Here is a 25,693-nt window from a genome sequence, read left to right on the forward strand (position 1 = left end):
CATTTAAAATGCTTTAACTTTTTCTGAATCGATGAAACATAAATATATCTTTGTAAAAGTGGCAAAGGTTCGCGAATTGGTGATACTGTCCTCATTAAAAATAACCCGCGCAAATCAATCCAAAATAGGTAGGTACTTCATAAGATAAAAATTCAACATTTCGTTCTTCAATAGGAATGGCACCTGCAAGAATCAATGTTTGCCAAATTCCATCAGGTTTTGCAGCATCGATATAGTCAGCTTCAAACTCAGCCATTTTTTCTAATTGGTTCGATTTGATTAGTTCAACGACTTGTTCATCAAACTGTTTGGCGGCAGGGTGATAGCCATAGGGGCCACTTTCATCGTGAGCATGTGCCCAGTCGCAGCTGGCAATTAATCCAACTCGCTTATCCATTTTTGCCACCGCCTTTTGAAGCATCCTTCCGAAGTCAATATGCTGCTGGAAGCTGAGGTCTCTCGATGGCGTAATGACAACAATCGGAACGTCTGGCATAAACCGAAGTGGTACAATCGCACCCCAATCCAATGGCAGGCATGAAATGGGTCCTTCTGAAGTTCCGAAATTGATTGTGGAAGCTGGTACATTATTTTTCTTTGCTTCTTCGTTAATTGCACGGGCTAAATCACGGGCAACTTGTTTTTTCATTCTGAAGATCCTGTTGTCTTCCTCCCAAGAACCCTCCATTCGTTCAGAATCTGCAATTGAAAATCTCCCATTAATCCTAGTCCCATGCGGCGTAAGGACAATCAGGTAATCCGGATTAGCGTCCTTCATGTTCTTTCCAAGCTTTATCATACTCTCTCGCGTTAAAGCCATTCGAGCAGGATCAGAGCCTTGCAATTCAGGAATAAGCTCACCGCCATGAGGAGCAATACAAGCAAATACAAATGAATTCATCACTTTTAACCACCTTTTTTTCCTCGTTAATCTATTAATTTGATTGTTCGTTGCGGTATTCCTTCTTACAAGTGACTATTCTTTTAAAAGATGAGCTTAAGTTCCATTTATTTCCCAACTTCAATTAGGTCCTTCCACACTTACCCATTTTTAGAAAAATCTTAATAATGGATTAATACTAGATTAATAGTCTTTTAATAAGATGGAAGATGTATTACATAACATTGAAAACATACATAGGAGGAGAACGATGAAGAAGCATTGGAAGAAGAGAATTGTACCAATTGCCGTATCTGTTACCTTAGCCGCTAGTATGATTTCTCCAATTTTGACATCTGCACTTGGCAGTTTCGATTTAAAATCTACCATTGTCCAACTTCCGATTAACCAGTATCAGGCTGATTTAGCCCCTGGTGTGAAGGAGAAGCATTATAGCTTCGAGGGAAAAGAAGGAAAAAAGATTGAAAGTTTTGTGGTGGAAGTGGATATGCAAAATCCAACTGTAACCATTGAAGCTGGCACACCGAATGACGGAACAGCTTTTGGGCTGCAGCCTGTCAGGCAGCAGGCAAGTGCCGCTAATAAAGAAAACCATCAGGTAGTGGCTGCTGTAAATGCGGATTTCTACAATATGGCCACTGGTGAGCCCTTAGGCTACGTATACAAGGATGGACAAGCAGTAAAAGATAAGTCCTCGTCTGGACAGGAGTTTTTTGCAATCAAAAAATCCGGGGAAGCAGTCATCGGTACTCCAGCAGAATTTGAAGCAATGAAGGACCAAGTCGATGAAGCTCTAGGTGGTAATGCAATTCTCGTAAAAAACGGCCAAGTCTATCAGACTCCACAAACAGGGGCAGATAAAGAACCGAGAACTGCAGTTGGAATCAAGGCAGACGGTGATGTGTTTTTCGTCGTGATTGATGGACGGCAAGAGCCATATTCTGCGGGAATCTCTATGCCTGATTTAGCCCAGCTTATGATCGACATGGGTGCAGTTAGTGCATTGAACCTGGATGGCGGCGGATCGTCGACCTTCACGACTCGTCAACTGGGCGGCGATCAGCTCGAAGTGGACAATAGACCATCTGACCGTACAGAAAGAAGTGTGGCAAATTCATGGCTAATCGTCTCAGAGCAGCCGTCAGATCATGTGTTTGCTTCTGCTCATATTGAACCTTACGACAAATCGTATACTCCTGGTTCTACCATCACTTTCAGCGCAAAGGGAAGGGACAAATCAATGGCCCCAGCACCTTTGCCTGAGTCAGGGCTAACGTGGGAAATATCAGATCCAACATTCGGTGAAATCGCTGAGAACGGAACATTTGTATCGAACGGGAAAACAGGTCAATTTAATGTCCTGCTTAAGTTAGATGGTAAAGAGGTAGGCAAAAGCATCATCGAAATCGCACAGCCCGATCAGATGGCTTTTTCAGCATCTGAATTAACGGCAGCCAGGAACAGTGCAATTCATTTAGGTTTGGTCACCAAGTTTGAAAAGCGGGAAGTTGTCTGGAAATTAGAGGACATAGAATTTGAAGTCCCTGAAGGAATGGGAACGATTGATGAGGCTGGCATTCTTCATACTGGAGAACAAAATGTTACAGGCATGGTTACGGCACGACTAAAGGGGACAAGCCTTTCGACTCAAATGAAGGTTTCTGTGGGGAAGCTTCCTGAGGTGATGTTCGATTTTGAAGGAAACCTTGGTACATGGAAAACCTCTACAGCAAACCGCGGTGAAAAAGGGTCACTTAGTTTATCAAAATATCCTTCCCCAGTACGGTTTGGAAACCAGTCGTTAAAATTGGATTTCGACTTCACGAATTCGCCGATTGGAACGACACTTGGTGTTTACGCAGGTCCAGGTGTAAATACACCAATCGAAGATAACCCTACAGGAATTGGAATGTGGGTGTATGGAACACCAGAAGCCCAGGGTTACTGGCTAAGAATGATGATTATCGATGGAAATAATAAAGCACAAACGATCAATCTGACACAAGAAATTCCGGGGATTGATTGGTCTGGCTGGAAATATATCGAGGCAGAAATTCCGGGAACTTTTAAAGGACCATTTAAGATTTCAGGCACCCAAGCAGTTCGCATGATGTCCACGAAATCAGGAATCACCGGACCGATGACTAAAGGGTCCATCTATATTGATAACATCAGGGCCGTTTATGGTGAGAAAATGGATGATTTATATCCACCGGAAATCAGTTCGATAAACGTGGAGGGCAAGAATTTTACAACCAATGCGGTCAACCTAAAGGCAGAAGTTAATGAGTACCAAGATGATCCATTTAAAACGGGGATTGATTGGGGAAAAATCAATCTCTATGTTGATGGGAAAAATTATTCCAATGCAGAAGGCCATTTTTCCTATGACATGGACGGATCTATTTCACTAAGCGGTTTGAAATGGGCAGATGGTACTCATAAGGTCACATTGATGGTTCCAGATCAATTTGGAAACCAGGCGATCAAGACGGTTTATTTTACCGTGAATTCGGGCTCGGGAAAAATTGATCTAGCAGGTGAGGAACAGTCATTTCTGGGAGATGTGTACAGCCTTAGTGTCAAAGCAACGAATCCAGCTGAGATTTCAGGATCCAAAATGAACATCCAGATTGATGAAAACTACCCGGTGGAGGCTGTTCAGTTTACTGAAGAATTCAAGAATAGTTCATCCAGTTATGATGCAGAAACTGGAATCCTATCGCTGAATTTAGTGAATAGCACTGCAACTGGAGCTTCAGCCGAGGCAGCTGAGATTAAAATCAGAGTTCCTGCTTCTACAAAGGAAGGCAGCAAGCTAACCTATGAAATGATCGATGCAGAGCTTAATTACCATTCTCCTAAAGAAGAAAGCTTCGTTTCCACCTATTCAATGGTGCCTGCAAGTGTCGAAGTAAAGGGAGCCTTCCATGTCGAAGGAGATGCGATCCTGATTGGCAAGCCATCCGTTTTCACTGTTAAAAATAATGAAAATGAAGCCTCAAAAGACGTGGAAGTCTATGCGACAATCGACGGCAGCGAAGAACCATTATTTTTAGGAAAAACGGACACTGAGGGCAAGATAACCGTGGATTCGATTACGAGTGAAGTGAAAAAACTCGCGATTTATGCAGTAAAAGATGGTAAATATTCATTCAAATGGAACACACAAACATATCCGGCATTACTGGCTGCTGATGAAATTAAAAACCTACTCTCGACACCAACAGCTGACCCTTATAAGGAAAAGGCGTTAACCTGGATGTCGAGTCCATTAGCTAAGGAAAAAACGGTTGTTCAATATGCGAGAAAGCAGGATTATGACAGAAAGGGCGAAGGTTCGCTGGAAACAGCCACAGGATCTTCGAGTCGCCAGGTTTTCTCTGGTGAACAGGATATCACAAAGAATGGAATTGTCAGAGTGAATGAAGTCTTATTAAAAAAGCTGCAACAGAATACAACTTATGTCTTCCGTATTGGTGATGGTGAGACTTGGTCAGAGCTTCAGGAATTCACCACATTACAAAGAAAGCAAAGCTTTGAGTTCGCCGTTCTGGGGGACACTCAGTCGCCTTCAGACTTAAGCGATTTAAATAAAATCATGGGACAGCTAAATAAAAAAGACTTATCGTTCATGATCCATGTAGGGGATTTTATTGATGAATCTTCTAAATTCAGCCAGTGGAACGATACTTTAAAATCATGGAATCAGTACGATAACATTCGTAATACTGACATGGTAGCTGCATTAGGGAATCACGAATACATGGGAGATGCAGATGCAAGTTTGGCTAAAGCCATCTTCAACTCACCGGAAAACGGTCCGGCAGCAGATAAGGGTGGTACGTATTCAGTCGATTATAACAACATGCACATAAGCGTATTAGGCTATACAAGTGAGACTGATGTTTTAGAACAGCAGCTCGAATGGCTAAAGCAGGATATGAAAAATTCAGATAAGCCATGGAAAATCCTTGTGACACACAAACCACCTTATTTCACGAATCCGTTTGGAGGAAATGAAATCATGAGGGAAAAGCTGCCTCCAGTCGTCGATGAATTAGGAATTGATATTGTATTCTCAGGCCATGACCATTCATACGGCAGGACGAAAAAGCTGAAGGCAGGACAGGAAGATTCAAACGGAACCGTTTATGTCGTTGCCGGAACAACTGGTAAAAAGCATTATGATGCAGTGGCTGATGAAAAGTTCGAATATGTCAATATGGATAACATTGCTGTCTCAATAAAGGCAACGGTTGATAAGGATCGAATTACGTTTACAACCTTAACTTCTGACGGGGAAGTGATAGATGAATTTTCGGTTGTGAATGAGGATTATTTTTTTGAAGAGGAAAAATAAATAAAATGGAGTGTCAGGTTTCTCCGCCTGGCACATTGGCTGTAGAAAAACTCGAAAACAGGGTTGTCTACAGCCTTGTTTTTTTGTTAGGACATTATTTTTATAAAGGCTCTAATGACCATTCAGGGGAATCAACTCCAGACGTATGGTCTTTATAAGAGTTCTCATGACCATTCAGGTAAATATCTCCCGACGAATGGTCTTTATTAGCAGGGCTCTCATGATTAAGCCGCTTTCCTAGTTACTCTTTTAGGCTGGAAATCAAAAATAAGGAAAATGCTGGTTAATATAACGATAAGACCAGCGATCAGCCCTAAACTAATTTGTTCATTCAGGAATAGTACGCCCCATAACATACCGAAAAAAGGGATCATGAATGTCACACTTAAGGTTTTCGTCGGACCTACACTTTCGATCAGATAGAAATACAGCAAGTATGCAATAGCGGTGCAAAGAAGAGCAAGGCCCACAACTGAAAATGCTGCGATGGGCGTAATGACTGCAGTTGATTCTGGCAAATGGAATAAGGTGAATGGAATGAGAAGCAAGCTTGCACCGAATTGTTGACCAAAAGCAACTGACAAAGGAGGGACTCCTCCAAAATTTTTCTTTGCATACACACCTGCAATGCCATAGGATACTGTGGAAAGAACAGATAGGATGATCGCAATTAGCACTTCTATTGTTAGGGGGACCGGGCTCCACCCTACGAGAATAATGACCCCAATTGTACCTGTTAAAATCCCCAGCCATTTTCTCATAGTTAGCTTTTCCTTTATCCATACCCAAACGACAAGCGCTGTAAATAGTGGTGTCATGGAATTGATAATTGCCGACATGGATGCATTTAAATGAAGGGCAGCGTAAGCAATCAATGTAAATGGCAATGCTACATTCAATGCACCAATGATTAGATATTGTTTCCAAAGTCGTTTAAATTGTGTTGATTGCCCGATTATAAATATGTAAAACAACAACGCTAATGCTGCAATGGTTACACGGCCTTGAATCGTGAAAATTGGGCCAATTACTGGTGAAGCGATCCGAATAAATAGAAATGACGCTCCCCACAAGGCAGCAAGTGCAAACATCGCTCCAATATCTTTTACCTTCATCAATTTACTCCTCTTGTTTTTCTAACGTCAGTAAGCTATAAATCAGAAACTTTGCAAAAAGAAATATGAATTCTCTTACATTAGTTTTACCATATATCGGCTCAAAGTTTAATTCGAAATCTTGCTCTTTCACTCTTTTGGTTGTTATTTGTTTGTCCTGTCATTTCTTATATGAACTAAAAAAAATTTCAAAAATGGTCTAGCATTCACGTGAAAAATAAGTGACACAGCCATGAACTGATGATAATATATAAATCCCTAATAGGAAATAAATGTATAAAAATAGACTGATAGGAGAAAACGAAATGAGAATAGAACCAAAAGAGTTTCTTGTTCGTGAAGTGCACTATTACATCAGGTCTGCAGAGGAAAAAGATGCGAAAGTATTGTCTGAAGTCCGTTTGCAGATTGATGGGGAAACGGAAAATATGGATCGGGAACGCGGCGAGGCATACATAGATGAAGCTGGATTTATGAAAATCATAAATGCTGATTCCGAAAATGAACATAATCTATTTTTAGTTGCTGAAGTGAACGGAAGAATTGCTGGTTTTTCAAGATGTGCAGGCAATACTTTGAAAAGAAGCTCCCACAGAGTGGAATTCGGGATCGGTGTTCTTAAAGAATTTTGGGGATACGGGATTGGAAAAAAGCTTTTAGAAGAGTCGATTAACTGGGCAGACTCAAATGGAATTAAGAAAATTTGCCTGCATGTTCTTGAAACGAATGAGAAAGCGTGCGAGCTATATAAAAGATACGGATTTGAAGTAGAAGGGGTGTTGAAAAAAGATAAGCTGCTGTCAGATGGTAACTACTATGACACGATTGTAATGGGTAGGCTTAACTTATAATTGGGGTCAAAATCAGCTGAATATAAAAAATAACAGACGACAATAAATTTATCCTATATTAAAAACACTTTTAGTACTCTATAATATTAATTAACGTGTCTATATAGTAATCTCTTTTGGAAGTGTGAATATGATAAATACCAAACTTACGAAAAAACGTTATTTTTTAAAAAGAAAAGCGGATCATACACTTCAATTGGAGAGTATGAGCTGGTTGGCTGAGCATTATAAAATAATCATGAATTTTGCCAAGGAATGCAGTAAAACGGTAAATGAAGAAGCTCTGTTGAAAAAGGCCTATGAAATGGTCTCAGAGGTCATTCCAACCGACTCTTTTTATTTGGCTGTTCCTAATGAAGCGGAAAATAACATAGATTTCTTAATATTAATGGAAGATGGTCAACCCTTGCCAAAGTTTTCAATAGAATATGGGGAAAACAATACGACTCGAGTAATCAAGAGCCGCAAAATCATTCATCATCGTATTCAAGAAGATGATGATATGAAGACAATGGTCGGAAGAGTGGACACGATCTCGCATTTGTTTGTTCCGATCATAATCGATGATCATGTAAAAGCTGTCATATCCGCTCAAAGTTTCAAAGAGTTTGCCTATCGAAAAGAACATGAGGAACTTTTGCAGCTGATTGGAGCCCAGGTGATGACTTCGATCGAAACGGCAAGACTTTATGAAGAAATACATACCCTTTCTAATACGGATGAATTAACCGGGTTGAAAAACCAAAGAGCGTTCAATTCTCATATCACGAAACGAATTGAAGAGAATATTTCCTTTTCGTTAATCATGCTGGACCTGGACAATTTGAAGGGCATCAACGATTTGTATGGTCATGAAAATGGGGATTTATATCTGAAAACCTTCGCGGAGGGAATAAAGAGTATTTGCTGTATGGGAATAGAAGGGTTTCGATATGCCGGTGATGAATTTATGTTAATCATCAACACACAAGACCCTGATGTTACAAAAGATGTATACACTAGATTAAATAAGTATTTATCTTCAAACCCCATTTGTACCCATGGCAATAAAATTGGTATTACTTATAGTTCCGGTCTTTCAATTTATCCGGATCACGGGTCAAGTGTTGAAAAATTGAAGAAGACCGCGGATCAGGCTCTCTATTCGGCTAAGCAAAATGGTAAAAATCAGAATGTGATTTTCAGATGTGAATTAAATTAAGAGGGTATTTTGAATATCTGATAAAAGGGTTGCTCTGGCAGCCCTTTTTTTATGGAGCAGAAAGGAAATAAACTAGCCATAGAGATAAAATCTGTCTTCATTATAAACCCTTTTTTGAATCTCGGTTGAATCCTTTGATTAAGTTTGGCGCTTCAAGAATCTTCCTTTGCTTTTCATCCGTTTTTGTATCCCAAATGCTGTATTTAATTTTGTTTGGACTTTCATTTTTTTCACTCGGCAATGTATTCACCTCCACTTTTATATAGTTTGATTTGAACAGGAATTCTATACAGAATGAATTTATACTCGATACCTCCGTTTTTTATGGTAGTATTTTTTACCTTAATAAAAAGAACATCAAAGTTCATGATATAGGGGTAGTCAAAAATTAAAAGAGAGATACTCATGACACAAATTGATGTGAATCAACTAAATCAAGCAAAAGCAAATGTAACACTAACGCAGGATTTGTTAACAAAAGCGATTGAAAAAGCAAATGCCGATCCGATACTTGCTCAGGAAGCAATTAAACAAGCATCGAACGAAATTTCATCCGCTTTAAGTGCTGTAAACCTGGCTCAAAATGCTTCAAAAGCTCAGCCAACAGAGTGAGGTAGTAAAAATAAATCCCCTTAGTAATTAAGGGGATTTTGTTATGGATTTAGACTGGGGTTTCTTTTTTTATCTAACAATCGAATCCATTCAATGAAAACCTTGACTAACAAAAAAGTAAAAGAGAGAACAGAAAAGGTATAAAAGCTGTTCCAGCCTTTTCGATATCTCACTAATCTGGTTTTCTTTTCAAGCCAATTTTCAATGAGTGTCATCGGACCGCTAAAAAGGAAAACACTTAAAATCGATTTTATTGGCTTCATTTTATAGGTGAATTGGTTGTACATGACACATGATAAAGGAAATAAAATATATAGAAATACAATGTTTGAGTCAAACAAATGCGGGAAGTACCGGTGCGGATACTGCAAATATTTTTTCTTTATTACTGGTCCGTCAAGTAAAGTTGAAATTAACGTTTTAAATAAATAAATGAGAAACCAGTCTTTTAATGCACCTTTTTTTCTGAATAGAAAAAATATGCTAGCACCTATTCCGAAGATGGTTATTATATTTAATATTGTCTTATCCTTCATATTCTCACTCCTCATAAATAACATGTTCCTTTTCGGAAAAATTATGAGGATAATATGAATCCTTTAAAGTTTAATAATATTTGTAGAAGCAGGGAAGTTCAGAAGGTACAAAAAAGGATAGATTAGGCAACCAATGTTGTTTAATCTATCTTTTAATCTTTAGAAGGCCATTATAGAAAAATTCCATTTTGGCGCTAAATATTCTATTAGCATTAATTTTTCTGGCCGGTATAGATATGAACAGCGTCTCTAAGAAATTTTGCTGCACCAGGATGCTTTTTATCGTAGTATTTTGCAAATCGCTCGTCATCAACATACATTTGTGCGACACCTGCATGTGCTTCCTTTGAGTAGTTTCCCCAATAAATCGTCAGCCACTTACGATGCAAATCAGCTGTTTTTTGTGCGAGTTCGCCTGCCGGATCACCAGTCAGGAATGCTTGGTTTAGAGCTTCCAGAATATCTTCACCAAGCTTTTCCGCCTCTGCAAATTGAGTTTTTGACATATTTTTCAGCTGTTGGTTCGATTTTTCGACCTGAGCTTCTCCATATTTCGCCCTGATTTCATCGCCGTAGTTCTTTTCATTATCCTTTATCAAATTTTCCTTGAAAGCTTCAAACTTTTCATCGTTACTCATATGAACTCTCCCTTTTCTATATGCTAATGTTTTCTCAACATTGGCAATCAAATGATCCAATTGTTCTCTTTTTGTCAGAAGCTTTTCGCGGTGTTCTTCAAGTGCCTTTGTTTCATTAAAAGATGGGGAAGTAATAATCTTTTTAATGCTTTCTAAATCAACATCAAGCTCTCTGTAAAAGAGGATTTGCTGCAGTCGATCAACCTCTGCTTCACCGTAAATACGGTATCCCGATGAATTGATTCTCGCTGGCTTTAGAATGCCGATTTCGTCGTAATACCGCAATGTCCTGCTCGTGATTCCTGCCATTCTTGCTAGACTTTGAATCGTATATTCCATGCTTTCACCTCCTGACACCTTTACTTTACACCTTGACGCTGCGTCAATGTAAATAGGTGTTTAGAAAAATATTTATAAGAAGAAAAACATATCGTTAGAGCAGAATATGGGTCGTCGATTAATGACAAAAAAAAGCAATGGAAGTCCATTGCTTTCTAAACTGATATACTTATTAATTTCTGCTCAATCCTCTTCTAAAAGCCTGTAAATGATTTTTTGAAGCATCGCCGAGCTGCGTGAAGACCATCCTTACGTCTTGCGGAAGGGCAGGGGCAGCAGCAAGCTTTTCGTACATGGCGATGTTGTCGATTTCGCCCTCGACTCCCTGCTGGAAAGCTTCTTTTAAAGTAGCCGGAGCGGAAACGTATTGTTTGGCTGTGTCCGCAGGTATTTTCACATTGTATTTTTGGAACAAACTGAGCAATGCTGTGATATGCCGCTGTTCCGCTGCCTTAATGTTGCTGAATGGTCTGATGGAACCGAATTTGCCGATTATGGCGTCATATCTTGCCTGGGCAAGGTATTCGTCCTGTATCGCATATACAAGAGCCTCCTCCATGGTTATGGAGGTATCCTGAATTGCTCCCTTGGCTCCAAAGTCGGCTGGAACTGCAGTTTGAGCCTGGACATTTCCGGATAAAAGCGAAAAGAGGATCAAGCCAGTTAAAAATAGGCCAATCGAATATTTTTGGATCATTCTATATACCTCCTTAAATTGTAAAATTCTCTTATTCATTTTTTACCCAAACCCTTTAAAAAATGCGGAGAAATAAGATATGGGTTCATTTTTAAAAGATTATTCGCTATAATGGACATATCTTTTAATTAGGAGACGATCGCATGCTTTCAAATATAGGATTTCCAGGATTAATCCTCATCCTCGTCATTGCGCTGATCATTTTCGGACCTAATAAGCTGCCTGAAATTGGACGTGCAGTAGGAAAGTCAATGAGGGAGTTCAAGAAGGCTACTGAAGGAATCACGGATGATATCAAGAAGGAATTCAACGAAGATAGTAACAAGGATACGAAGAATTAATTTTTAAACTGCCAATGATATTGGCAGTTTTTTTGTGCAACATTTGCCACTTGGTTTAATACTTCAACCATTTATAAAAATTAATTCGTCCAGTCATAATATCGACCCAACTGGTATTAAGTTTAATCCAACTAGTAATAAAATCGATTCAACTGGTATTAAAAATAATTCAACTGGTATTAAAAATAATTTCAACCAATGATAGTTAAAATCTTTAATAAAATAACGCAGCAATACATAATAAGTGTTCCTTTTTGAGAAGGTTGCTATTAAAAAAACAAAAAAAGGACCAAAATGGCCCCCGAAAAAATTATTTGCTATGTTTTATTCGATAAACAATGGAAGCAAGGATATTAGCAAGAAAAAATAGACCATTCCCCTGAACATTTTCATGTAAAACTAATTCGCCAGGATTCATTTTGTCATACATGTCGCTTTGCTTCTTGCCATTCGATTTTAATTTATTCTCTTCGGCCTTAATGGCTTTTATATATCGATATTGAAATGGCAATATCAAAATAGATAGTAAAATATAAATCATCAGTATTCCAGAGAAAATATAAAGTGTCATTTTGGCTTCCTCCATCTAAGAAAAACTGTTATTTATTTTACGAAGAAGCTTGGGAAAAGTTTCATTTAACTAGGTTTCTTAAAATATATGTGAATGGATGACAGCAGCATAATCATTCCATTCAAAATATAAAGACCCGTAAAAATGACAGACATAATTCCTGCACCCCACCCACCTTCATCAAAAATCCCAACGAAAAATAGTGTGCCGAAAAAGATAATAGGGGTAAGCAGGAGGAAAACGATTCCTCCCCAGATCCGTTTTTTAACATCTCTCAATGAAAGTTTTACAGTGAAGTAATTGATTAAGCCAAATAGAATAATCTCAAAGATAAACGTCAATGCCATTCCTAAACCATCGGACATTTGTTCTATCTCCTCTCATTACGCTTTTTTTCTATAAAATTTGATTCCGAAAGCAAACAGAAAGGATGCAAGTGTGCAGAGCCACATTCCAACTGACATCATTCCGACTCCGATTCCCATCCAAGGATCAACCATAGCTGCCACAATAATGCTAGCAGCAATTGAAAGAACAGCAATTGCCAGGCTGATGAATGATGGTAAAAATACTTTCTTTGGCTTCATATACAATGTTAACAAGAAGAGCAGGATGAAATATAACAAACCAATTGTCCAGCTGTTTATTGTATAATCGACTGCCTGCATCATGACACTGCTCGCTTTGGAAGCAGGAAGATCAAGCGAAATCTCAGACGTTTTTTTAGAATCCAGATTGACTGTCATCAGTTTGAACTTATTTGGGTCCTGTGGCCAATTGGTATGTTCTAGCAAGAGGATTTTATCAACCGAGTGAAAAAATACTGGGGAAACAACAGCTTTTTCCAGGTTAGTCAATCGTGTGATTTCGCCATTTTCTAAATTCTTAAGGAACAACTCATACTCAAATAGTGAGGAGTTTTTGGATTCCTTAGAGACTGCAGTATAGGCAGCTGCGTTGCTCTTAGGGGAAAGCGTGAGATAGAACGGCTCTGATGGCATCAACTTTGTAAACTTTGAAAAGGAAACCTCTTCTTTTTCGATGTTGAAGTTATAAAGGTCCGTATTATCCTTAAAGAGAATTTCCTTTCCATTCGGAGAAAGGGCAATGCTCTCCATGGCTAGCCGATTATCATCCGTTAGCTGTTTGAGATTCTTACCGTCGAGATCGACTGAAAATAAATCAAATCCTTCATCTGTACCAGCTTCCCATTCTTTAAAGTCCTTTGCAGGCATGCTGGAAAAGTAAATTTGACTTCCATCCTTTGAAAAAATGGCTTCAGAAACATGCTGAGCATCACTAGAAAGTTTTTTTAGATTATTGCCATCCTGGTCGGTGATAAAAAGCGATTGAATACCTTCAGCATTTCTTGATAAAAATAGAAGCTTGCTGCCATCCGGTGAAAATTCAGGGTCCCGGTGCTGACCCTTAGTTGGTTTAGTAACTTTTTTTGCGTTCTTACCGTTTGCCTCAGAAACATAGATCGCTTCGCGGCCGTCCTGATAATAGGAAAAAGCCAGACGCTGATCATCTTCGGAAATTGAAAGACCGCTGCCGAGTCCGGTGTAATACTGATAGCTATCGCGGTCACTTAATAAAATATAGCTGATACTCGCCACTAGCAACAGAGCTGTAACTGCGAGACTAGTCAAAATTCGCTTCTTATTTTTCATGTAAAGGCCTCCTCAAGGATTACCAAACTCCACTTAATTATTTACCTATTAACTAATATAGTGTAAAATTACACCAATTAAAAGGGTTTTTTAGGAAAAAGATAAAAATATTTCCGACAAGCTTAACTGGAGAATAATTGAAACCTTTTTGCAGCTGATTCGTTAATAATCTAATAGGGATATTAAGAAGGGATGAGGAAAATGAAGGAAATGAAATGTGTAAAGTGTGATGGAACTGATTTTGCAGAAGGAACGGACTTTATGGCTATCAGGCCAGTGGATAAAAAATTTTCAATAGGGTCAAATAAGATTTATACTTTTTGTTTAAACTGTGGTGAAGTTCGTTCGACTCGGATTGAAAATCCGGCAACATTCAGGAAATAATAAAGTTTACATAATGACTATAATAGTTAATAAGGGAGGTAACAGATGATGAACGAACGTAATTTAGCGATATATATTGCCACAAGTTTAGATGGATACATCGCCAGGGAAGATGACTCTTTGGATTGGCTTTTCAAGGTTGAGGGCGAAGGGGATAACGGCTATTCCGACTTTTATGAAACGGTGGATACGATTTTAGTTGGAAAACGGACTTACGACTGGGTGATGGAACATGAAAATGGAGACTTTCCATACAAGAATAAGGAATGTTATGTATTCACAAGGACAGCGCAGGAAGATACTGAGTTCGTAAAATTCATCAGCGGAAATATTGTTGATTTTACGATGAAGCTGAAAAGAGAAGAAGGAAAAAGAATCTGGCTTGTCGGAGGAGGCGAGCTGATTCATTCGTTTTTAAAAGAAAAACTAGTAGATGAACTAATTATGACCGTAGCCCCCGTTTTAATCGGAAAAGGCATTCCATTATTTAAAGAGCTTGATTTTGACCTGGAATTTTCCTTGAAAGGGTTGAAGCAGTTTAACCAATTTGCGGAGCTGCATTATGTAGTTGAAAAATAGATCTTAATACCTAGTTTTTGAGTTCTATTTACATATTGAAAGATTGGATGAGTAAACTGATTGGATCACTCTCTTAGTTCCCGTAAAGCAAGCCTTCAATTAATGAACTAGGAGTAAATTTTTGAAACAATTTAATCTTTGGATCGAAGTGTTATGGAGCATACAGAACAAACTATAAAATATTAATGATTTAAGAAGAGGAACTGAATTAAATAAACTTTTTCACAGTGATGTTGAGTAAGTTTCAAAATATATTAAAAGCAATTGATTAACACATTTACACTTAAAAATAGCGCAATAGATTAGATGCTAATATTCCCACAAGTTCAATTTAGTTTTTTTATTTATTTCTTGTAGATAATCAATGTATAGTTATTATAGAATAGTTAAATATACCAAAAGATAGTAGGGGGATACTGATGAGTGAATTAAACATCAATACAAATCCAGGTTTTTTCACTAGAACAAGTGCAGCTATGTCAAAACTTCGCGAGTCTGAGAAAAAGATTGTAGAGTTTATTGAACATAATCAAGAAGAAATTATACATCTTTCCATAACTGAGGTAGCAGAAAGAAGTGAAACGAGTGAATCGTCGGTCGTACGCTTATGTAAGCGGCTTGGGTATAAAGGGTTCCAGGATTTAAAAATTCACCTTGCTAAAGAGGTAATAGCACCTGAGAAGCAAATTCATGAAGTGATCGAAAAAGGTGACGATGTTGTAGTTATCAAAAAGAAGGTATTCCAATCAAATATTCAAGCATTATACGATTCAATCGAAGTGTGTAGTGATGAAGAAATTCAGAAGGCTGTCGATGCCATCGCTAAAGCAAGATTAATCGAATTTTACGGAACTGGTGGATCGGGAACTGTTGCCCAAGACGCACACCATAAACTATTGAAATTAGGGGTTAAATCATTTGCTTATAATGATTCAGTACTTCAAGCAATGTCAGCAAGTGTACTAACAGAAATGGATGTTGTAATTGGCATATCACATACAGGCTCAAATACGGATGTTTTAACTGCAATGAAACTGGCAAAAGAAGCAGGGGCTACTCTAATTTGTATTACGAATTCTTCAAAATCACCAATAACAAATATCTCAGATATCGTCTTACAAACTGCTTCAAATGAAACGTTATTTAGAACAGATGCCATTTCTTCAAGGATTGCTCAATTGACAATAATAGATGTTTTAGTAGCGGCTGTAGCGAATCAACAGTATGAATTGTTCTACAATAATCTGCAGAAGACCCGTAAATCCACAATTGATAAAAAGCTATAGATTAACCCCTTAATGATTATTTGAATTAATAAGAAGAACCTATAACTATCATTCATGAAAAGAATATTCATTTTTTTTAAAATATTCTTGAAGGAAATTACCACCCTGTGATATGATGGTTTCACGGACAAAGTTTTCAGAAAATTTAATCGATAACGAATATTCTTTTTTTATAATCTACAAAGAAAGCGTTATCAAACAATTTAAAAAATAAGGGGGAAACAAATTGAAGAAAATCTTATCATTGGTTTTGACAGCAGGATTATTGCTCGGTATTTCGGCATGCAGCAGTGCTACGAGTGGAGAACAAAAATCTGACTCGGGCAAAAAAGTAACGTTAACACTGTCTACTCCAGATCCTGATGCAGCATCAGTTTCAGTAGCTGCGAAGGAGTTTGCGAAGGTTGTGGCGAAAAAGAGTAATGGATCTATCGAGATCAAGGTTCATCCAAATGGAACTCTTTATGGCGGAGATCCATCTGCTGCGGTTAAACAGCTTGGCGCTGGAAGCCTAGATATGCTCGTTCTATCAACATCTCTCTATGCAAACTTTATCCCAGAATTTAGTGCAATTAGTATCCCTTATTTATTCGATAACAAAGAACAATTTGTTTCCTTCTTAAATGGTGAACTTGGTGATGAACTTTTAAGCTCGGTTTCAGAATTAGATATTCATGGCTTAGGGTATTGGACTCGTGACTTTAGACAAATTACGAACTCTAAGCACGCGATCACAAAACCTGAGGATTTAAAAGGTGTAAAATTACGTGTTCCAAACAATCCATTATGGGTTGAGTTCTTCAAGGGAACAGGTGCGGTTACTACTCCAATGGATTTTGGTGAAGTTTACAACGCTTTACAATTAAAAACCATTGATGGTCAAGAAAACCCAATCGGAGTTGTAACCTCTGCGAAATTATATGAAGTACAAGAATACTTAACGATTTCAAATCATATGGCGGATGGTTGGGTAGTAGGGATCAACCAAGCTAAATTTGATAAATTAACAGAAGATCAACAAAAAATCTTAACGGAAGCTTCGGAAGAAATTCAAGGTTGGGCACTAGATTATGATACAAAAGAAGCCAAGGCAGCGATTGAATTACTTGAAGGAGAAGGAGTTAAAGTTAATGAATTAACGAGTGAGCAGCAAAAGCTTTTTGTGGAAGTTTCTAAAAAAGCGTATCCAACATTTAAAGGCTTGGTAAAGGACGACGAATTCTTTGGAAAAATATTGGAGTTCGTAGGCAAAAGTGAATGATTACTAGTTTTATAGGAGGCGGCCAAGTTTACTACATGGCCGCCTCACACTGAAATAAGGGAGTATAGCGATGGTTAAGGGTGAAAAAAGTAAATTAAAAACCTTCTTTCGAGTCTTTAATAAAATTACTGATACGTTAGCTTCCTTGTCTGCAGCGGCCATTTTCATCATTGTAATTTGGCAAATTATTGGTAGGCTAATAGGACATCCGGCACCCTGGACAGAGGAATTAACACGTTTTACTTTTATATGGTTGATCTATTTGGGAATAGGAATTGGTTTTCGAGAGGCAGAATCAGCAAGGGTCACCCTTTTATTGAATTATTTTCCTGAATTTATCCAAAAACACTCTATTTTGATTTATTCGATTGCCACGATTGGATTCTTTCTTTTCATGTTCATCTTAGGAATTGAGTTGCTTTCACAGCAGATAAATACAAATGAAAAAAGCTCGGTTTTACTACTGCCAATGTGGTTAATAGGACTCTCTGTTCCTTTTGCAGCTGTGACTGGGATAATTAATACTATCCAATCATTATTATACAATCGTTCACTACTACAAGAGGAGGTGAAGTAATAAGGTGTCAATCTTTTTATTAATCGTATTTTTCATTTTGATGTTGATCGGTGTTCCTATTGCTTCAGCCCTTGGAATTGCAGTAGTGGGCACAATTCTAGTTTTCACTGATGTACCAATAAGCATTGTAATTCAGTCGATGTATAGTTCTATGAATAGCTTTCTCATGGTAGCCGTTCCATTGTTCATTTTAGCAGGTCTTATAATGGATGAAGGTGGAATAGCAGAGAAAATTTTCGACTTCTCGAAAAGTATTGTTGGTTGGATGACAGGTGGGCTGGGTCAGGTCAATATATTAGCTAGTTTAATATTTGCAGGTATGGCCGGATCTTCTGTAGCAGATATCGCTAGTACTGGGCGCCTTACTACTAATGCAATGACAAAAAATAATTACCCATTAGGCTATGCCGCGGCGGTAACCCTTATCACTTCAGTGCTTGCAACCATAGTTCCACCTAGCATATTGATGATTGTTGCTGCTTCTACAGCGGGGGTTTCAATTGGGGCTGCACTAGTAGGCGGGCTTGTACCAGGAGTGATCATTGCTGTAGTTTACATGATTTTTAACTATTATTATTGCAAAAAGCATAACTACGGAATAAAACAGAAATTTGAGTGGAAAACACTTAGAAAAGAACTTATAGGAGCATTTCCAGCTTTACTTGCCCCATTGATTTTACTTGCAGGTATATTAAGTGGTTATTTTACACCAACAGAAGCAGCAGGAATTTGTGTGTTGTATATGTTATTTATCGCTCTCTTTGTTTATAAAGGGTTGACATTTAAGAAACTGCCTGAAATATTCTTTAAAACAGCTAGCCTTACAGGAACTATCCTTTTCATAGCGGTAACGGCAAAGGCTGCTGGCTGGGTTTTTGAATATGATGGATTGCCATCGAGAGTTGCAGAATTTATTGGTGGGGTTAGTGACAGTCCGCTTGTAATCATGCTAATGTTGTTTGTTTTTCTAATAATTGTTGGAATGTTTATGGATGCGACTGCAGCAATCTTTATCCTAGTACCAATTTTGATGCCAACAGTTTTAACGGTTGGGATTAATCCAGTGTTTTTTGTTGTATTCTTAGTTGTTCTACTTTCAATTGGTTTGGTTACGCCACCAATTGGTGTTTGCTTATATGCAACTTGTAATATTACCGGTCTTAAAATTGAAGAACTAAGTAAAGCGTCATTACCCTGGTTAGCCGTTACGTTCGCAATCCTTTTGGTTTTCGTATTTGTTCCAGAGATTATTACAGTACCTATAGGTTGGTTTGATTTATAAAAATACAAATAACGTCATGGAAATTTTCTTCTATTTTTTTTATTAAATAATGAAGGAAATTACCACCAGATATTGTATACTATAAACACTTGGAAAGATTGGAGAGTGAGGTATTAATGAAAGCAGCGATATTTCTTGGCCCAAATGAAATTAGACTGGAAGAAGTAAACAAACCGCTAATTAACGAGCATGAGGTGCTTGTAAGAGTTAATGCAAGTGCTGTCTGCGGCACGGATGTCCGAATTTTTGAAGGGAAAAAGACTAAGGGTATAAGAACACCGTCAATTATTGGTCATGAACTTGTTGGTACAATCGAAGAAGTGGGTGCCCAGGTGAAAGGTTTTTTCGCAGGGGATCGGGTAGGAGTTATGCCGGTTATTCCTTGTAGAAAGTGCTATTACTGCCTAAATGGTCGAGAAAATGTTTGTGCGAACCGTACAGCTATTGGATATGAATATGATGGTGGGTTTGCGGAGTACGTAAAAATACCTGGTATTGCAGTTGAAGCCGGTAATTTAGTGAAAATTCCTGATCATGTTTCGTTTGAACAGGCTGTTGTGACCGAACCACTTGCTTGTTGTATCAATGGCCAAAGAAAAGCAAATGTGAAAATGGGAGATGTAGTTGTTGTTATCGGTGGAGGTCCAATCGGACTCATGCATGTTCAGTTAGCAAAAATCGCGGGTGCTAAATCCGTTATTCTGAGTGAGCCAATTGAACATCGACGTGAAAAGGCTCTGCTTGCAGGTGCTAATTATGCTGTAAATCCGGATTCGGAATCTTTACACGATATTGTGTTAGGCGAATCTGATGGGCATGGGGCAGACGTTGTTATTATGGCAATTGGTGTTCCGTTCCTTGTAAAGCCAAGTGTAAATCTACTAAAAAAAGGTGGCACTTTAAACTTATTTGCAGGATTTACAAATGGAGTTCTATCTGAAATTGATCCGAACATTATTCATTATAATGAAGTAAATGTAAATGGTACATCTGCTTTAACAAGAGCCGACTACTATAAATCACTCTCTCTCATTGCTTCTGGTCAAATTAATACAGAAGTGTTAACTACGACCGGATATACATTAGATGACATAGAGCAAGCAATCATGGATGTGCGAAACGGAAATGGAATGAAATCAGTTATTACACTATAAAACAATAAATTAGAATTGGAGTGCTTGATATGGCATTTTTAGGAAAAGAAATTCGTATGAGTCGACTATTAAACCAAAAGTCTGGAAAGTTACTAGCAGTTGCGGTTGATCAAGCTATTGCCCGCGGTATATTCGAAGAGTTAATGCCAATAGAGCGTAAGGTAAGTGAAATTGTAGCAGGTGGTCCTGATGCCATTACGATGCACAAAGGTATTGCAGATTTGTGCTTTCGTCCTCATGTTGGTAAAGCTGGCTTTATTCTAAAATGTTCCTCATTCTCTCCATGGCAGCCAAACTATGATGCATGGGTTACAGAAGTAGATGAAGCCGTTCGATTGGGAGCAGATGCGGTATCAATGGGTTGTATTGTTGGTGGTGATGATCAACCAGAACAGCTTCGTAATCTTGGTATTTTATCTGGTCAAGCTGCAGCACATGGACTTCCTATGATTGCTCACATCTACCCAAGAGGAAACCAAATTCCTGAGGATGATAAAAATAATTGGAGACACATTGCTTATGCTGTTCGTGCAGGTGCTGAACTTGGAGTAGATATTGTTAAAACGAAATACACGGGAAATCCAGAAACGTTCAATAAGGTTGTTGCTTCTACTCCAGGTAAGGTTGTAGTTGCTGGTGGTGATAACGGAAATAATATTGAGGACTATTTCCAAATGGTCTACGATGTAATTGATGCTGGTGGAACAGGAATTACATTTGGTAGAATAGTATGGAATAATCCTAACCCAACAGCAGTTGTAAAATCGTTTAAAAACATTATCCATGATAAAGGAACAGTAAAAGAAACAATGGAACTTTATGAAGAGTTAATCAATACACCAGCAAATGTATAAAAATAGGTGATGAATTATGTCTCACGTTATTGGAATTGACATTGGAACAAGCGGGATAAAAGTCGGGGCCTTAAACAAAGAAGGAGTATTGGGATACCTGGAATTTCAACCATACTCCTTACTTTATCCCAAAAAGGGATGGGTAGAAATCGACTTAGAGGATATATGGAATAAGACGAAAAATTTACTCTTAAAAGTATGGCATCAAGTAGAGACCGTGGGATCTGTCGATGCCATTTCCCTTTCAACTTTTTGTAATACCTCTGTCTTTTTGAATGAAAAGGGAGAACCGTTATATCGAGGGATTATGTATTTAGATCAAAGAAGCAAGGTTGAAGCAGACTGGATTAAGAATGAGGTTAGTGAAGACCTATTGGACCAAGTAACAAAAAACCGTTTAGAACCAGGAATGTATACGATTACAACTTATTTATGGTTTAAAAATCACCATCATGAGCTCTATTCACAAACATATAAATGGGGAAATCTTGCTACTTTTATTTTGCATAAGCTGACGGGTGTATTTGTGATGGATTGGACCCAAAGTTCCTTCTCTGGAATGTATGACATAGAAAAGTATGAATGGTCTGAAGATATTTATATAAAAGCAGGCGTCCATCGATCCAAACTACCAGAAGTTGTGGATCCCTGTTCAATTATTGGTGATTTAGATCTACCTGAGATGTCATTCGAAGGAATCCCAGTAATTGCTGGTGCTGCAGATACTGCGTGCTCCGCACTCGCATTAGGGATTGAACCAAACAAAATGTTTGAGTCAGTTGGAACCTCCAATGTGCTGACCGTTTGTACTGATCAGCCTGACATTTTAGACAAGCGTTTTTTAAATCGATGTCATGTAATTAAAAATCGATGGCTTTCCCATGGTGCCATGTCATTTCCTGGTGCTTCCATCCAATGGTTTTATGAAAACTTTTTAAAGCCTGAAGGCCATTCTAAAGCAATATTCGAAGAATTATATAATGATTCAGCAGCAGGTGCAAACGGAGTATTTTTCCTCCCTTATATGCAAGGGGAAAGGTCGCCGATCTGGGATCAAAATTCTAGAGGTGTATTTGCTGGCATTCATTTAAATACATCAAAAGCTGATATGTACAGGGCTGTATTAGAAGGCTGTTCTTTTGGACTTAGACAAATCTATGAAATTATTGAGAAGAAATACAAACTACAAGTTGAAAGCTTCCCGTCCATTGGTGGTGGAGCTAAAAACAGGGAATGGGCCCAAATTAAATCAAATGTTTTAAATAAGCGTATAGAAATTAAGGACATTTCTGAAACGGGTGTTTTAGGAGCTTGTTTACTTGCAGGTACAGCTATTGGATATTTTTCTTCATTAGAAAACGCCACAAAGAATATTAGTAATCTTTCAGTTAGTACCGTCGAGCCAGAATTAAATCAGCTACATACGTACTATGAGTTATATAAAGTCTTTTGTGAGTTGTATCCTTCGTTAAAACAATTCTTTGCTATAAGTGCTCTGCAAAGCTTGAAAGGTGGAGAATGAAGTGAAAAGTACGGTTTATATAACTAGAAAACTACCTGATAACGTGGTTGATAAGCTATCATGTCATTTCAATGTGAGAATGTGGAAAGAGGAAAGTATCCAGGTTCCTAGGGAAGTATTATTGAAGGAAATCGAGGATGTGGAGGGCCTGTTATGTCTATTAACGGATATAATTGATAAAGAGGTTCTGGATCTTGCTTGTAACTTGAAGGTGATTAGTAATCTAGCAGTTGGCTATAACAATATTGATTTAGATTCGGCTGTATGCAGGGGAATTGTTGTGACGAATACACCTGGGGTACTGACCGAAACGACAGCTGATTTAACTTTTGCTCTTTTAATGGCAACAGCAAGAAGATTAGTCGAGTCTTCTGATTTCCTGCGTAAAGGAGAGTGGGGGGCGTGGTCTCCGATGCAGTTAACAGGACAAGATATTAATAATGCAACTATTGGAATTATCGGATTAGGTCGGATTGGTGAAGCCCTTGTTAAGCGTGCAAAGGGTTTTGATATGGAAGTATTGTATTTTAATCGCAAACGTAAAACAGAACTAGAAAGAGAACTTGGTATTCAATATGCTGAATTAAAAGATTTATTAAAACGCTCTGATTATGTCTGCCTTCTTCTTCCATATAGCAATGAGGTTCATCATCTTATTGGAAAAGAAGAATTGAAACAGATGAAAAAAGAGGCTATCTTAATTAACACAGCCAGAGGTGGATTAGTTGATGAGGATGCCTTGTATCATGCATTGGTTGAAGGGCAAATATGGGCTGCTGGTATGGATGTTTTTGAAAAAGAACCAGTATCTGTTGATCATCCTTTACTTACCTTACCAAATGTTGTTACCTTACCCCATATTGGAAGCGCAAGCATAAATACGAGAATTGCGATGGCGAATTTAGCGGCTGATAATATAGTAAACGTATTGAATGGAGCAGAACCCCTTACACCGGTTATGCTAAAATAAAAAATATGACCATGGTACAAAATCATTAAAACGACATGGAGGACTAACATTGGCATATCAATTAAATGATCGTTTTAAAATGTTTACGTTAAATTCTAATCCTAATCTAGCGGCTGAAATGGCACAGCTTTTAGGATGTGAGTTAGGGAAAAGCTCTGTTACTAGATTTAGTGATGGGGAAATTCAAATTAATATAGAAGAAAGTGTTCGTGGAAGTGAAGTTTATTTGGTTCAGTCGACCTCACAGCCTGGCAATGAATATATTATGGAGCTTCTCATCATGATCGATGCATTGAAAAGAGCCTCAGCTAAAACAATCAATGTTGTAATTCCATACTACGGGTATGCAAGACAGGACCGAAAAGCTCGTTCACGGGAACCAATTACTGCGAAACTATTTGCAAACCTTTTAGAAACGGCTGGAGCGAATAGAGTGCTAACAATGGACCTTCACGCACCCCAAATACAAGGTTTTTTTGACATACCGGTTGATCAATTAATAGGTGTTCCTATACTTTCTGAATATTTTGAGAATAAGGGATTAGAAGATATCGTGGTTGTTGCTCCAGATAATGGTGGAGTAGTCAAAGCAAGAAAAATGGCGAGCCGATTAAATGCGCCTATTGCATTCGTCGATAAACGCCGTCCAATGCCAAATGTTGTAGAGCTTATGAATATTGTTGGTAATATTGAAGGGAAAAATGCGATTATAATTGATGATCTAATCGACACAGCTGGAACGATTACTTTAGCAGCTAATGCATTAATCGAAAAAGGAGCAAAGGCAGTGTATGCCTGTTGCACGCACCCGGTGCTCTCTGGGCCAGCTATTAGTAGAATCGAAAACTCATCAATTACCGAATTGGTAGTTACAAATACAATTGAGCTGCCAGAAGAGAAAATGATCAATAAAATTACCTCAATATCAATTGCACCATTGCTTGTAGACGCAATCGACCGTATTCATAATGAAAAAGCAGTCAGTCCTCTTTTTGAATAATGATTTTCTAAGCCAATTAAGGTAGTTGTTGTTGGCGAATATTTTAGTGTATACAAAGCTTGTTTTGCATATGGCTACATTTGTATAAATGTCCTTTGAAAAGAAAATTTATTTTCCATTGCATGAGTAGTTTGTAAATCTTAATCGAGCGAATAAATTGAAAAAGCCCTTATGAATTTGAAGGGCTTTTTCTTGTCAATTACTTCACGTTAACCGTTTTCTCTGTATGATCGTGGATATTACCTTTCTCTAAGTGAATTTTCACGCTGTATGTTCCAGATGAAGGAAAAGAATAGGTTAATGAATAAGCTCCATTGGCTCCTTCGATAGCCGGGATAAAATCATGCTTGCTTTGGTTCTCACCCCAGATTTCTAATCTCACAGTGGCACCGGTAATCGGTTCGCTTCCTTGTTTCAGCTGAACGGTCAGATCACTTTTCTGCTTGCTTTGGACTGGTTGGTGCACATGGAAATCAAAATCAACCTCGCTGTTATGGTGATCATCATGTTCATGTTCTGAGCTTTCGGATTGGTGATCATCATGTGAATGCTCCGTACCTTCTGCTTGTTTTTCAGCTTCCGCAGTTTCAACGGTAATTTCTTTTTTAGGCATGCTGTGCATGTGTCTGGCCGTCGTATGAGCTACGATGAAATAGTTCCCGCCTTCGGTGAAAGTCTTCTTTACAGAATAAATCCCATCCTGATCGTGCTTAGCTTCGACCATTTCATGGTCATCCTGGCCAGCCTTCCAAATTTCAAACTTCACCTCATCTGCATCAGTGACCTTTTCTTTTCCTTGAAGAACAGATGCATTGATTGTGGTTTCCTCTTGGGCTTTTATTTTTTCTGTGGTTGTTATGGTCACCTCTATCATTTCTGGTGCCTTTTCCTGCTGTTTTGCTTCTTCTTTCGAACATGCTGATAAGATCAGCAATGTGAACAACAGGATGATAAGCTTTTTCATAAACGTTAGCTCCATTCATTGT

The 25,693-nt window shown here is 38.2% G+C and carries 26 protein-coding genes; 16 read left to right on the forward strand and 10 right to left on the reverse strand.

All coding sequences use genetic code 11. From position 1 onward, the window contains the following. Window positions 1-94: 94 nt before the first annotated feature. On the reverse strand, window positions 95-901 hold the full coding sequence (locus tag AABM38_RS10440; RefSeq protein ID WP_423410311.1) for an extradiol ring-cleavage dioxygenase: 807 nt from the start codon (window positions 899-901) through the stop codon (window positions 95-97). 250 nt (window positions 902-1,151) lie between these two features. Between AABM38_RS10440 and AABM38_RS10445 the strand changes: the two genes are divergently transcribed. Next, entirely contained in the window at window positions 1,152-5,264 is a 4,113-nt protein-coding gene (locus tag AABM38_RS10445) for a phosphodiester glycosidase family protein (protein WP_423410312.1), read from the forward strand. Window positions 5,265-5,488: 224 nt separating this feature from the next. Here the strand turns inward: AABM38_RS10445 and AABM38_RS10450 are convergent, their stop codons facing one another. Beyond that, entirely contained in the window at window positions 5,489-6,379 is an 891-nt protein-coding gene (locus tag AABM38_RS10450) for a DMT family transporter (RefSeq protein WP_423410313.1), read from the reverse strand. A 305-nt stretch (window positions 6,380-6,684) separates the two neighbouring features. Between AABM38_RS10450 and AABM38_RS10455 the strand changes: the two genes are divergently transcribed. Together AABM38_RS10455 and AABM38_RS10460 are read left to right on the forward strand one after the other, a co-directional pair. Then, entirely contained in the window at window positions 6,685-7,230 is a 546-nt protein-coding gene (locus AABM38_RS10455; RefSeq protein WP_423410314.1) for a GNAT family N-acetyltransferase, read from the forward strand. A 130-nt stretch (window positions 7,231-7,360) separates the two neighbouring features. Beyond that, entirely contained in the window at window positions 7,361-8,431 is a 1,071-nt protein-coding gene (locus tag AABM38_RS10460) for a sensor domain-containing diguanylate cyclase (protein WP_423410315.1), read from the forward strand. Between the two features lie 100 nt (window positions 8,432-8,531). Here AABM38_RS10460 and AABM38_RS10465 read toward each other — a convergent pair whose 3' ends face one another. Further along, window positions 8,532-8,672: a hypothetical protein gene (locus AABM38_RS10465; protein ID WP_423410316.1), complete on the reverse strand. Its 141-nt coding sequence runs from the start codon at window positions 8,670-8,672 to the stop codon at window positions 8,532-8,534. Between the two features lie 164 nt (window positions 8,673-8,836). Between AABM38_RS10465 and AABM38_RS10470 the strand changes: the two genes are divergently transcribed. Further along, on the forward strand, window positions 8,837-9,043 hold the full coding sequence (locus AABM38_RS10470; RefSeq protein ID WP_423410317.1) for a hypothetical protein: 207 nt from the start codon (window positions 8,837-8,839) through the stop codon (window positions 9,041-9,043). Between the two features lie 41 nt (window positions 9,044-9,084). Here AABM38_RS10470 and AABM38_RS10475 read toward each other — a convergent pair whose 3' ends face one another. The 3 genes from AABM38_RS10475 to AABM38_RS10485 form a co-directional block, all read right to left on the reverse strand. Continuing rightward, window positions 9,085-9,603 (reverse strand): CBO0543 family protein, encoded by a 519-nt coding sequence (locus tag AABM38_RS10475; RefSeq protein ID WP_423410318.1) that lies wholly within the window; start codon window positions 9,601-9,603, stop codon window positions 9,085-9,087. 188 nt (window positions 9,604-9,791) lie between these two features. Continuing rightward, complete coding sequence (locus tag AABM38_RS10480) at window positions 9,792-10,556, reverse strand: MerR family transcriptional regulator (RefSeq protein ID WP_423410319.1); 765 nt, start codon at window positions 10,554-10,556, stop codon at window positions 9,792-9,794. A gap of 172 nt (window positions 10,557-10,728) precedes the next feature. Next, entirely contained in the window at window positions 10,729-11,253 is a 525-nt protein-coding gene (locus AABM38_RS10485; protein ID WP_423410320.1) for a DUF2202 domain-containing protein, read from the reverse strand. A gap of 143 nt (window positions 11,254-11,396) precedes the next feature. Here AABM38_RS10485 and tatA point away from each other — a divergent pair, with 143 nt between their 5' ends. After that, window positions 11,397-11,594 carry a twin-arginine translocase TatA/TatE family subunit gene (gene tatA / locus AABM38_RS10490; RefSeq protein ID WP_335378439.1) on the forward strand — a complete coding sequence of 66 codons (198 nt, stop codon included), beginning with the start codon at window positions 11,397-11,399 and terminating at the stop codon, window positions 11,592-11,594. Window positions 11,595-11,904: 310 nt separating this feature from the next. Here tatA and AABM38_RS10495 read toward each other — a convergent pair whose 3' ends face one another. The 3 genes from AABM38_RS10495 to AABM38_RS10505 all read right to left on the reverse strand — a co-directional run bounded on the left by AABM38_RS10495 (window position 11,905) and on the right by AABM38_RS10505 (window position 13,838). Then, on the reverse strand, window positions 11,905-12,165 hold the full coding sequence (locus AABM38_RS10495) for a DUF3949 domain-containing protein (protein WP_423410321.1): 261 nt from the start codon (window positions 12,163-12,165) through the stop codon (window positions 11,905-11,907). Window positions 12,166-12,230: 65 nt separating this feature from the next. Beyond that, entirely contained in the window at window positions 12,231-12,530 is a 300-nt protein-coding gene (locus AABM38_RS10500; RefSeq protein WP_423410322.1) for a hypothetical protein, read from the reverse strand. Window positions 12,531-12,548: 18 nt separating this feature from the next. Then, the gene (locus AABM38_RS10505) at window positions 12,549-13,838 is read right to left on the reverse strand and encodes a TolB family protein (protein WP_423410323.1); all 1,290 of its coding nucleotides are present in this window, start codon (window positions 13,836-13,838) and stop codon (window positions 12,549-12,551) included. A 201-nt stretch (window positions 13,839-14,039) separates the two neighbouring features. On the opposite strand from AABM38_RS10505, the gene AABM38_RS10510 reads away from it, so the two are divergent. The 11 genes from AABM38_RS10510 (at window position 14,040) to AABM38_RS10560 (ending at window position 24,707) form a co-directional block, all read left to right on the forward strand. Continuing rightward, window positions 14,040-14,222 (forward strand): hypothetical protein, encoded by a 183-nt coding sequence (locus AABM38_RS10510; RefSeq protein WP_423410324.1) that lies wholly within the window; start codon window positions 14,040-14,042, stop codon window positions 14,220-14,222. A gap of 45 nt (window positions 14,223-14,267) precedes the next feature. Then, window positions 14,268-14,801: a dihydrofolate reductase family protein gene (locus AABM38_RS10515; RefSeq protein WP_423410325.1), complete on the forward strand. Its 534-nt coding sequence runs from the start codon at window positions 14,268-14,270 to the stop codon at window positions 14,799-14,801. Window positions 14,802-15,220: 419 nt separating this feature from the next. After that, window positions 15,221-16,087 (forward strand): MurR/RpiR family transcriptional regulator, encoded by an 867-nt coding sequence (locus tag AABM38_RS10520; protein WP_423410326.1) that lies wholly within the window; start codon window positions 15,221-15,223, stop codon window positions 16,085-16,087. Window positions 16,088-16,313: 226 nt separating this feature from the next. Continuing rightward, window positions 16,314-17,348 carry a DctP family TRAP transporter solute-binding subunit gene (locus AABM38_RS10525; RefSeq protein ID WP_423410327.1) on the forward strand — a complete coding sequence of 345 codons (1,035 nt, stop codon included), beginning with the start codon at window positions 16,314-16,316 and terminating at the stop codon, window positions 17,346-17,348. A gap of 70 nt (window positions 17,349-17,418) precedes the next feature. Continuing rightward, window positions 17,419-17,925, forward strand: a complete 507-nt coding sequence (locus tag AABM38_RS10530; protein ID WP_423410328.1) for a TRAP transporter small permease — start codon at window positions 17,419-17,421, stop codon at window positions 17,923-17,925. A 4-nt stretch (window positions 17,926-17,929) separates the two neighbouring features. After that, on the forward strand, window positions 17,930-19,207 hold the full coding sequence (locus AABM38_RS10535; protein ID WP_423410329.1) for a TRAP transporter large permease: 1,278 nt from the start codon (window positions 17,930-17,932) through the stop codon (window positions 19,205-19,207). 116 nt (window positions 19,208-19,323) lie between these two features. Then, window positions 19,324-20,361, forward strand: a complete 1,038-nt coding sequence (locus tag AABM38_RS10540) for a zinc-dependent dehydrogenase (protein WP_423410330.1) — start codon at window positions 19,324-19,326, stop codon at window positions 20,359-20,361. Between the two features lie 29 nt (window positions 20,362-20,390). Then, window positions 20,391-21,215 (forward strand): class I fructose-bisphosphate aldolase, encoded by an 825-nt coding sequence (locus AABM38_RS10545; RefSeq protein WP_423410331.1) that lies wholly within the window; start codon window positions 20,391-20,393, stop codon window positions 21,213-21,215. Window positions 21,216-21,231: 16 nt separating this feature from the next. Beyond that, complete coding sequence (locus AABM38_RS10550) at window positions 21,232-22,737, forward strand: xylulokinase (RefSeq protein WP_423410332.1); 1,506 nt, start codon at window positions 21,232-21,234, stop codon at window positions 22,735-22,737. Between the two features lies 1 nt (window position 22,738). Beyond that, window positions 22,739-23,707, forward strand: a complete 969-nt coding sequence (locus tag AABM38_RS10555) for a 2-hydroxyacid dehydrogenase (protein WP_423410333.1) — start codon at window positions 22,739-22,741, stop codon at window positions 23,705-23,707. Window positions 23,708-23,756: 49 nt separating this feature from the next. After that, window positions 23,757-24,707, forward strand: coding sequence for a ribose-phosphate diphosphokinase (locus AABM38_RS10560; protein ID WP_423410334.1), 951 nt, complete (start codon window positions 23,757-23,759; stop codon window positions 24,705-24,707). A 199-nt stretch (window positions 24,708-24,906) separates the two neighbouring features. On the opposite strand, the gene AABM38_RS10565 is transcribed toward AABM38_RS10560, so the two are convergent. Continuing rightward, window positions 24,907-25,671, reverse strand: a complete 765-nt coding sequence (locus tag AABM38_RS10565; protein WP_423410335.1) for a FixH family protein — start codon at window positions 25,669-25,671, stop codon at window positions 24,907-24,909. Window positions 25,672-25,693 lie beyond the last annotated feature (22 nt).

The sequence above is a fragment of the Heyndrickxia sp. MSNUG genome, assembly GCF_049532715.1.
Classification (GTDB): Bacteria; Bacillota; Bacilli; order Bacillales; family Cytobacillaceae; genus Mesobacillus.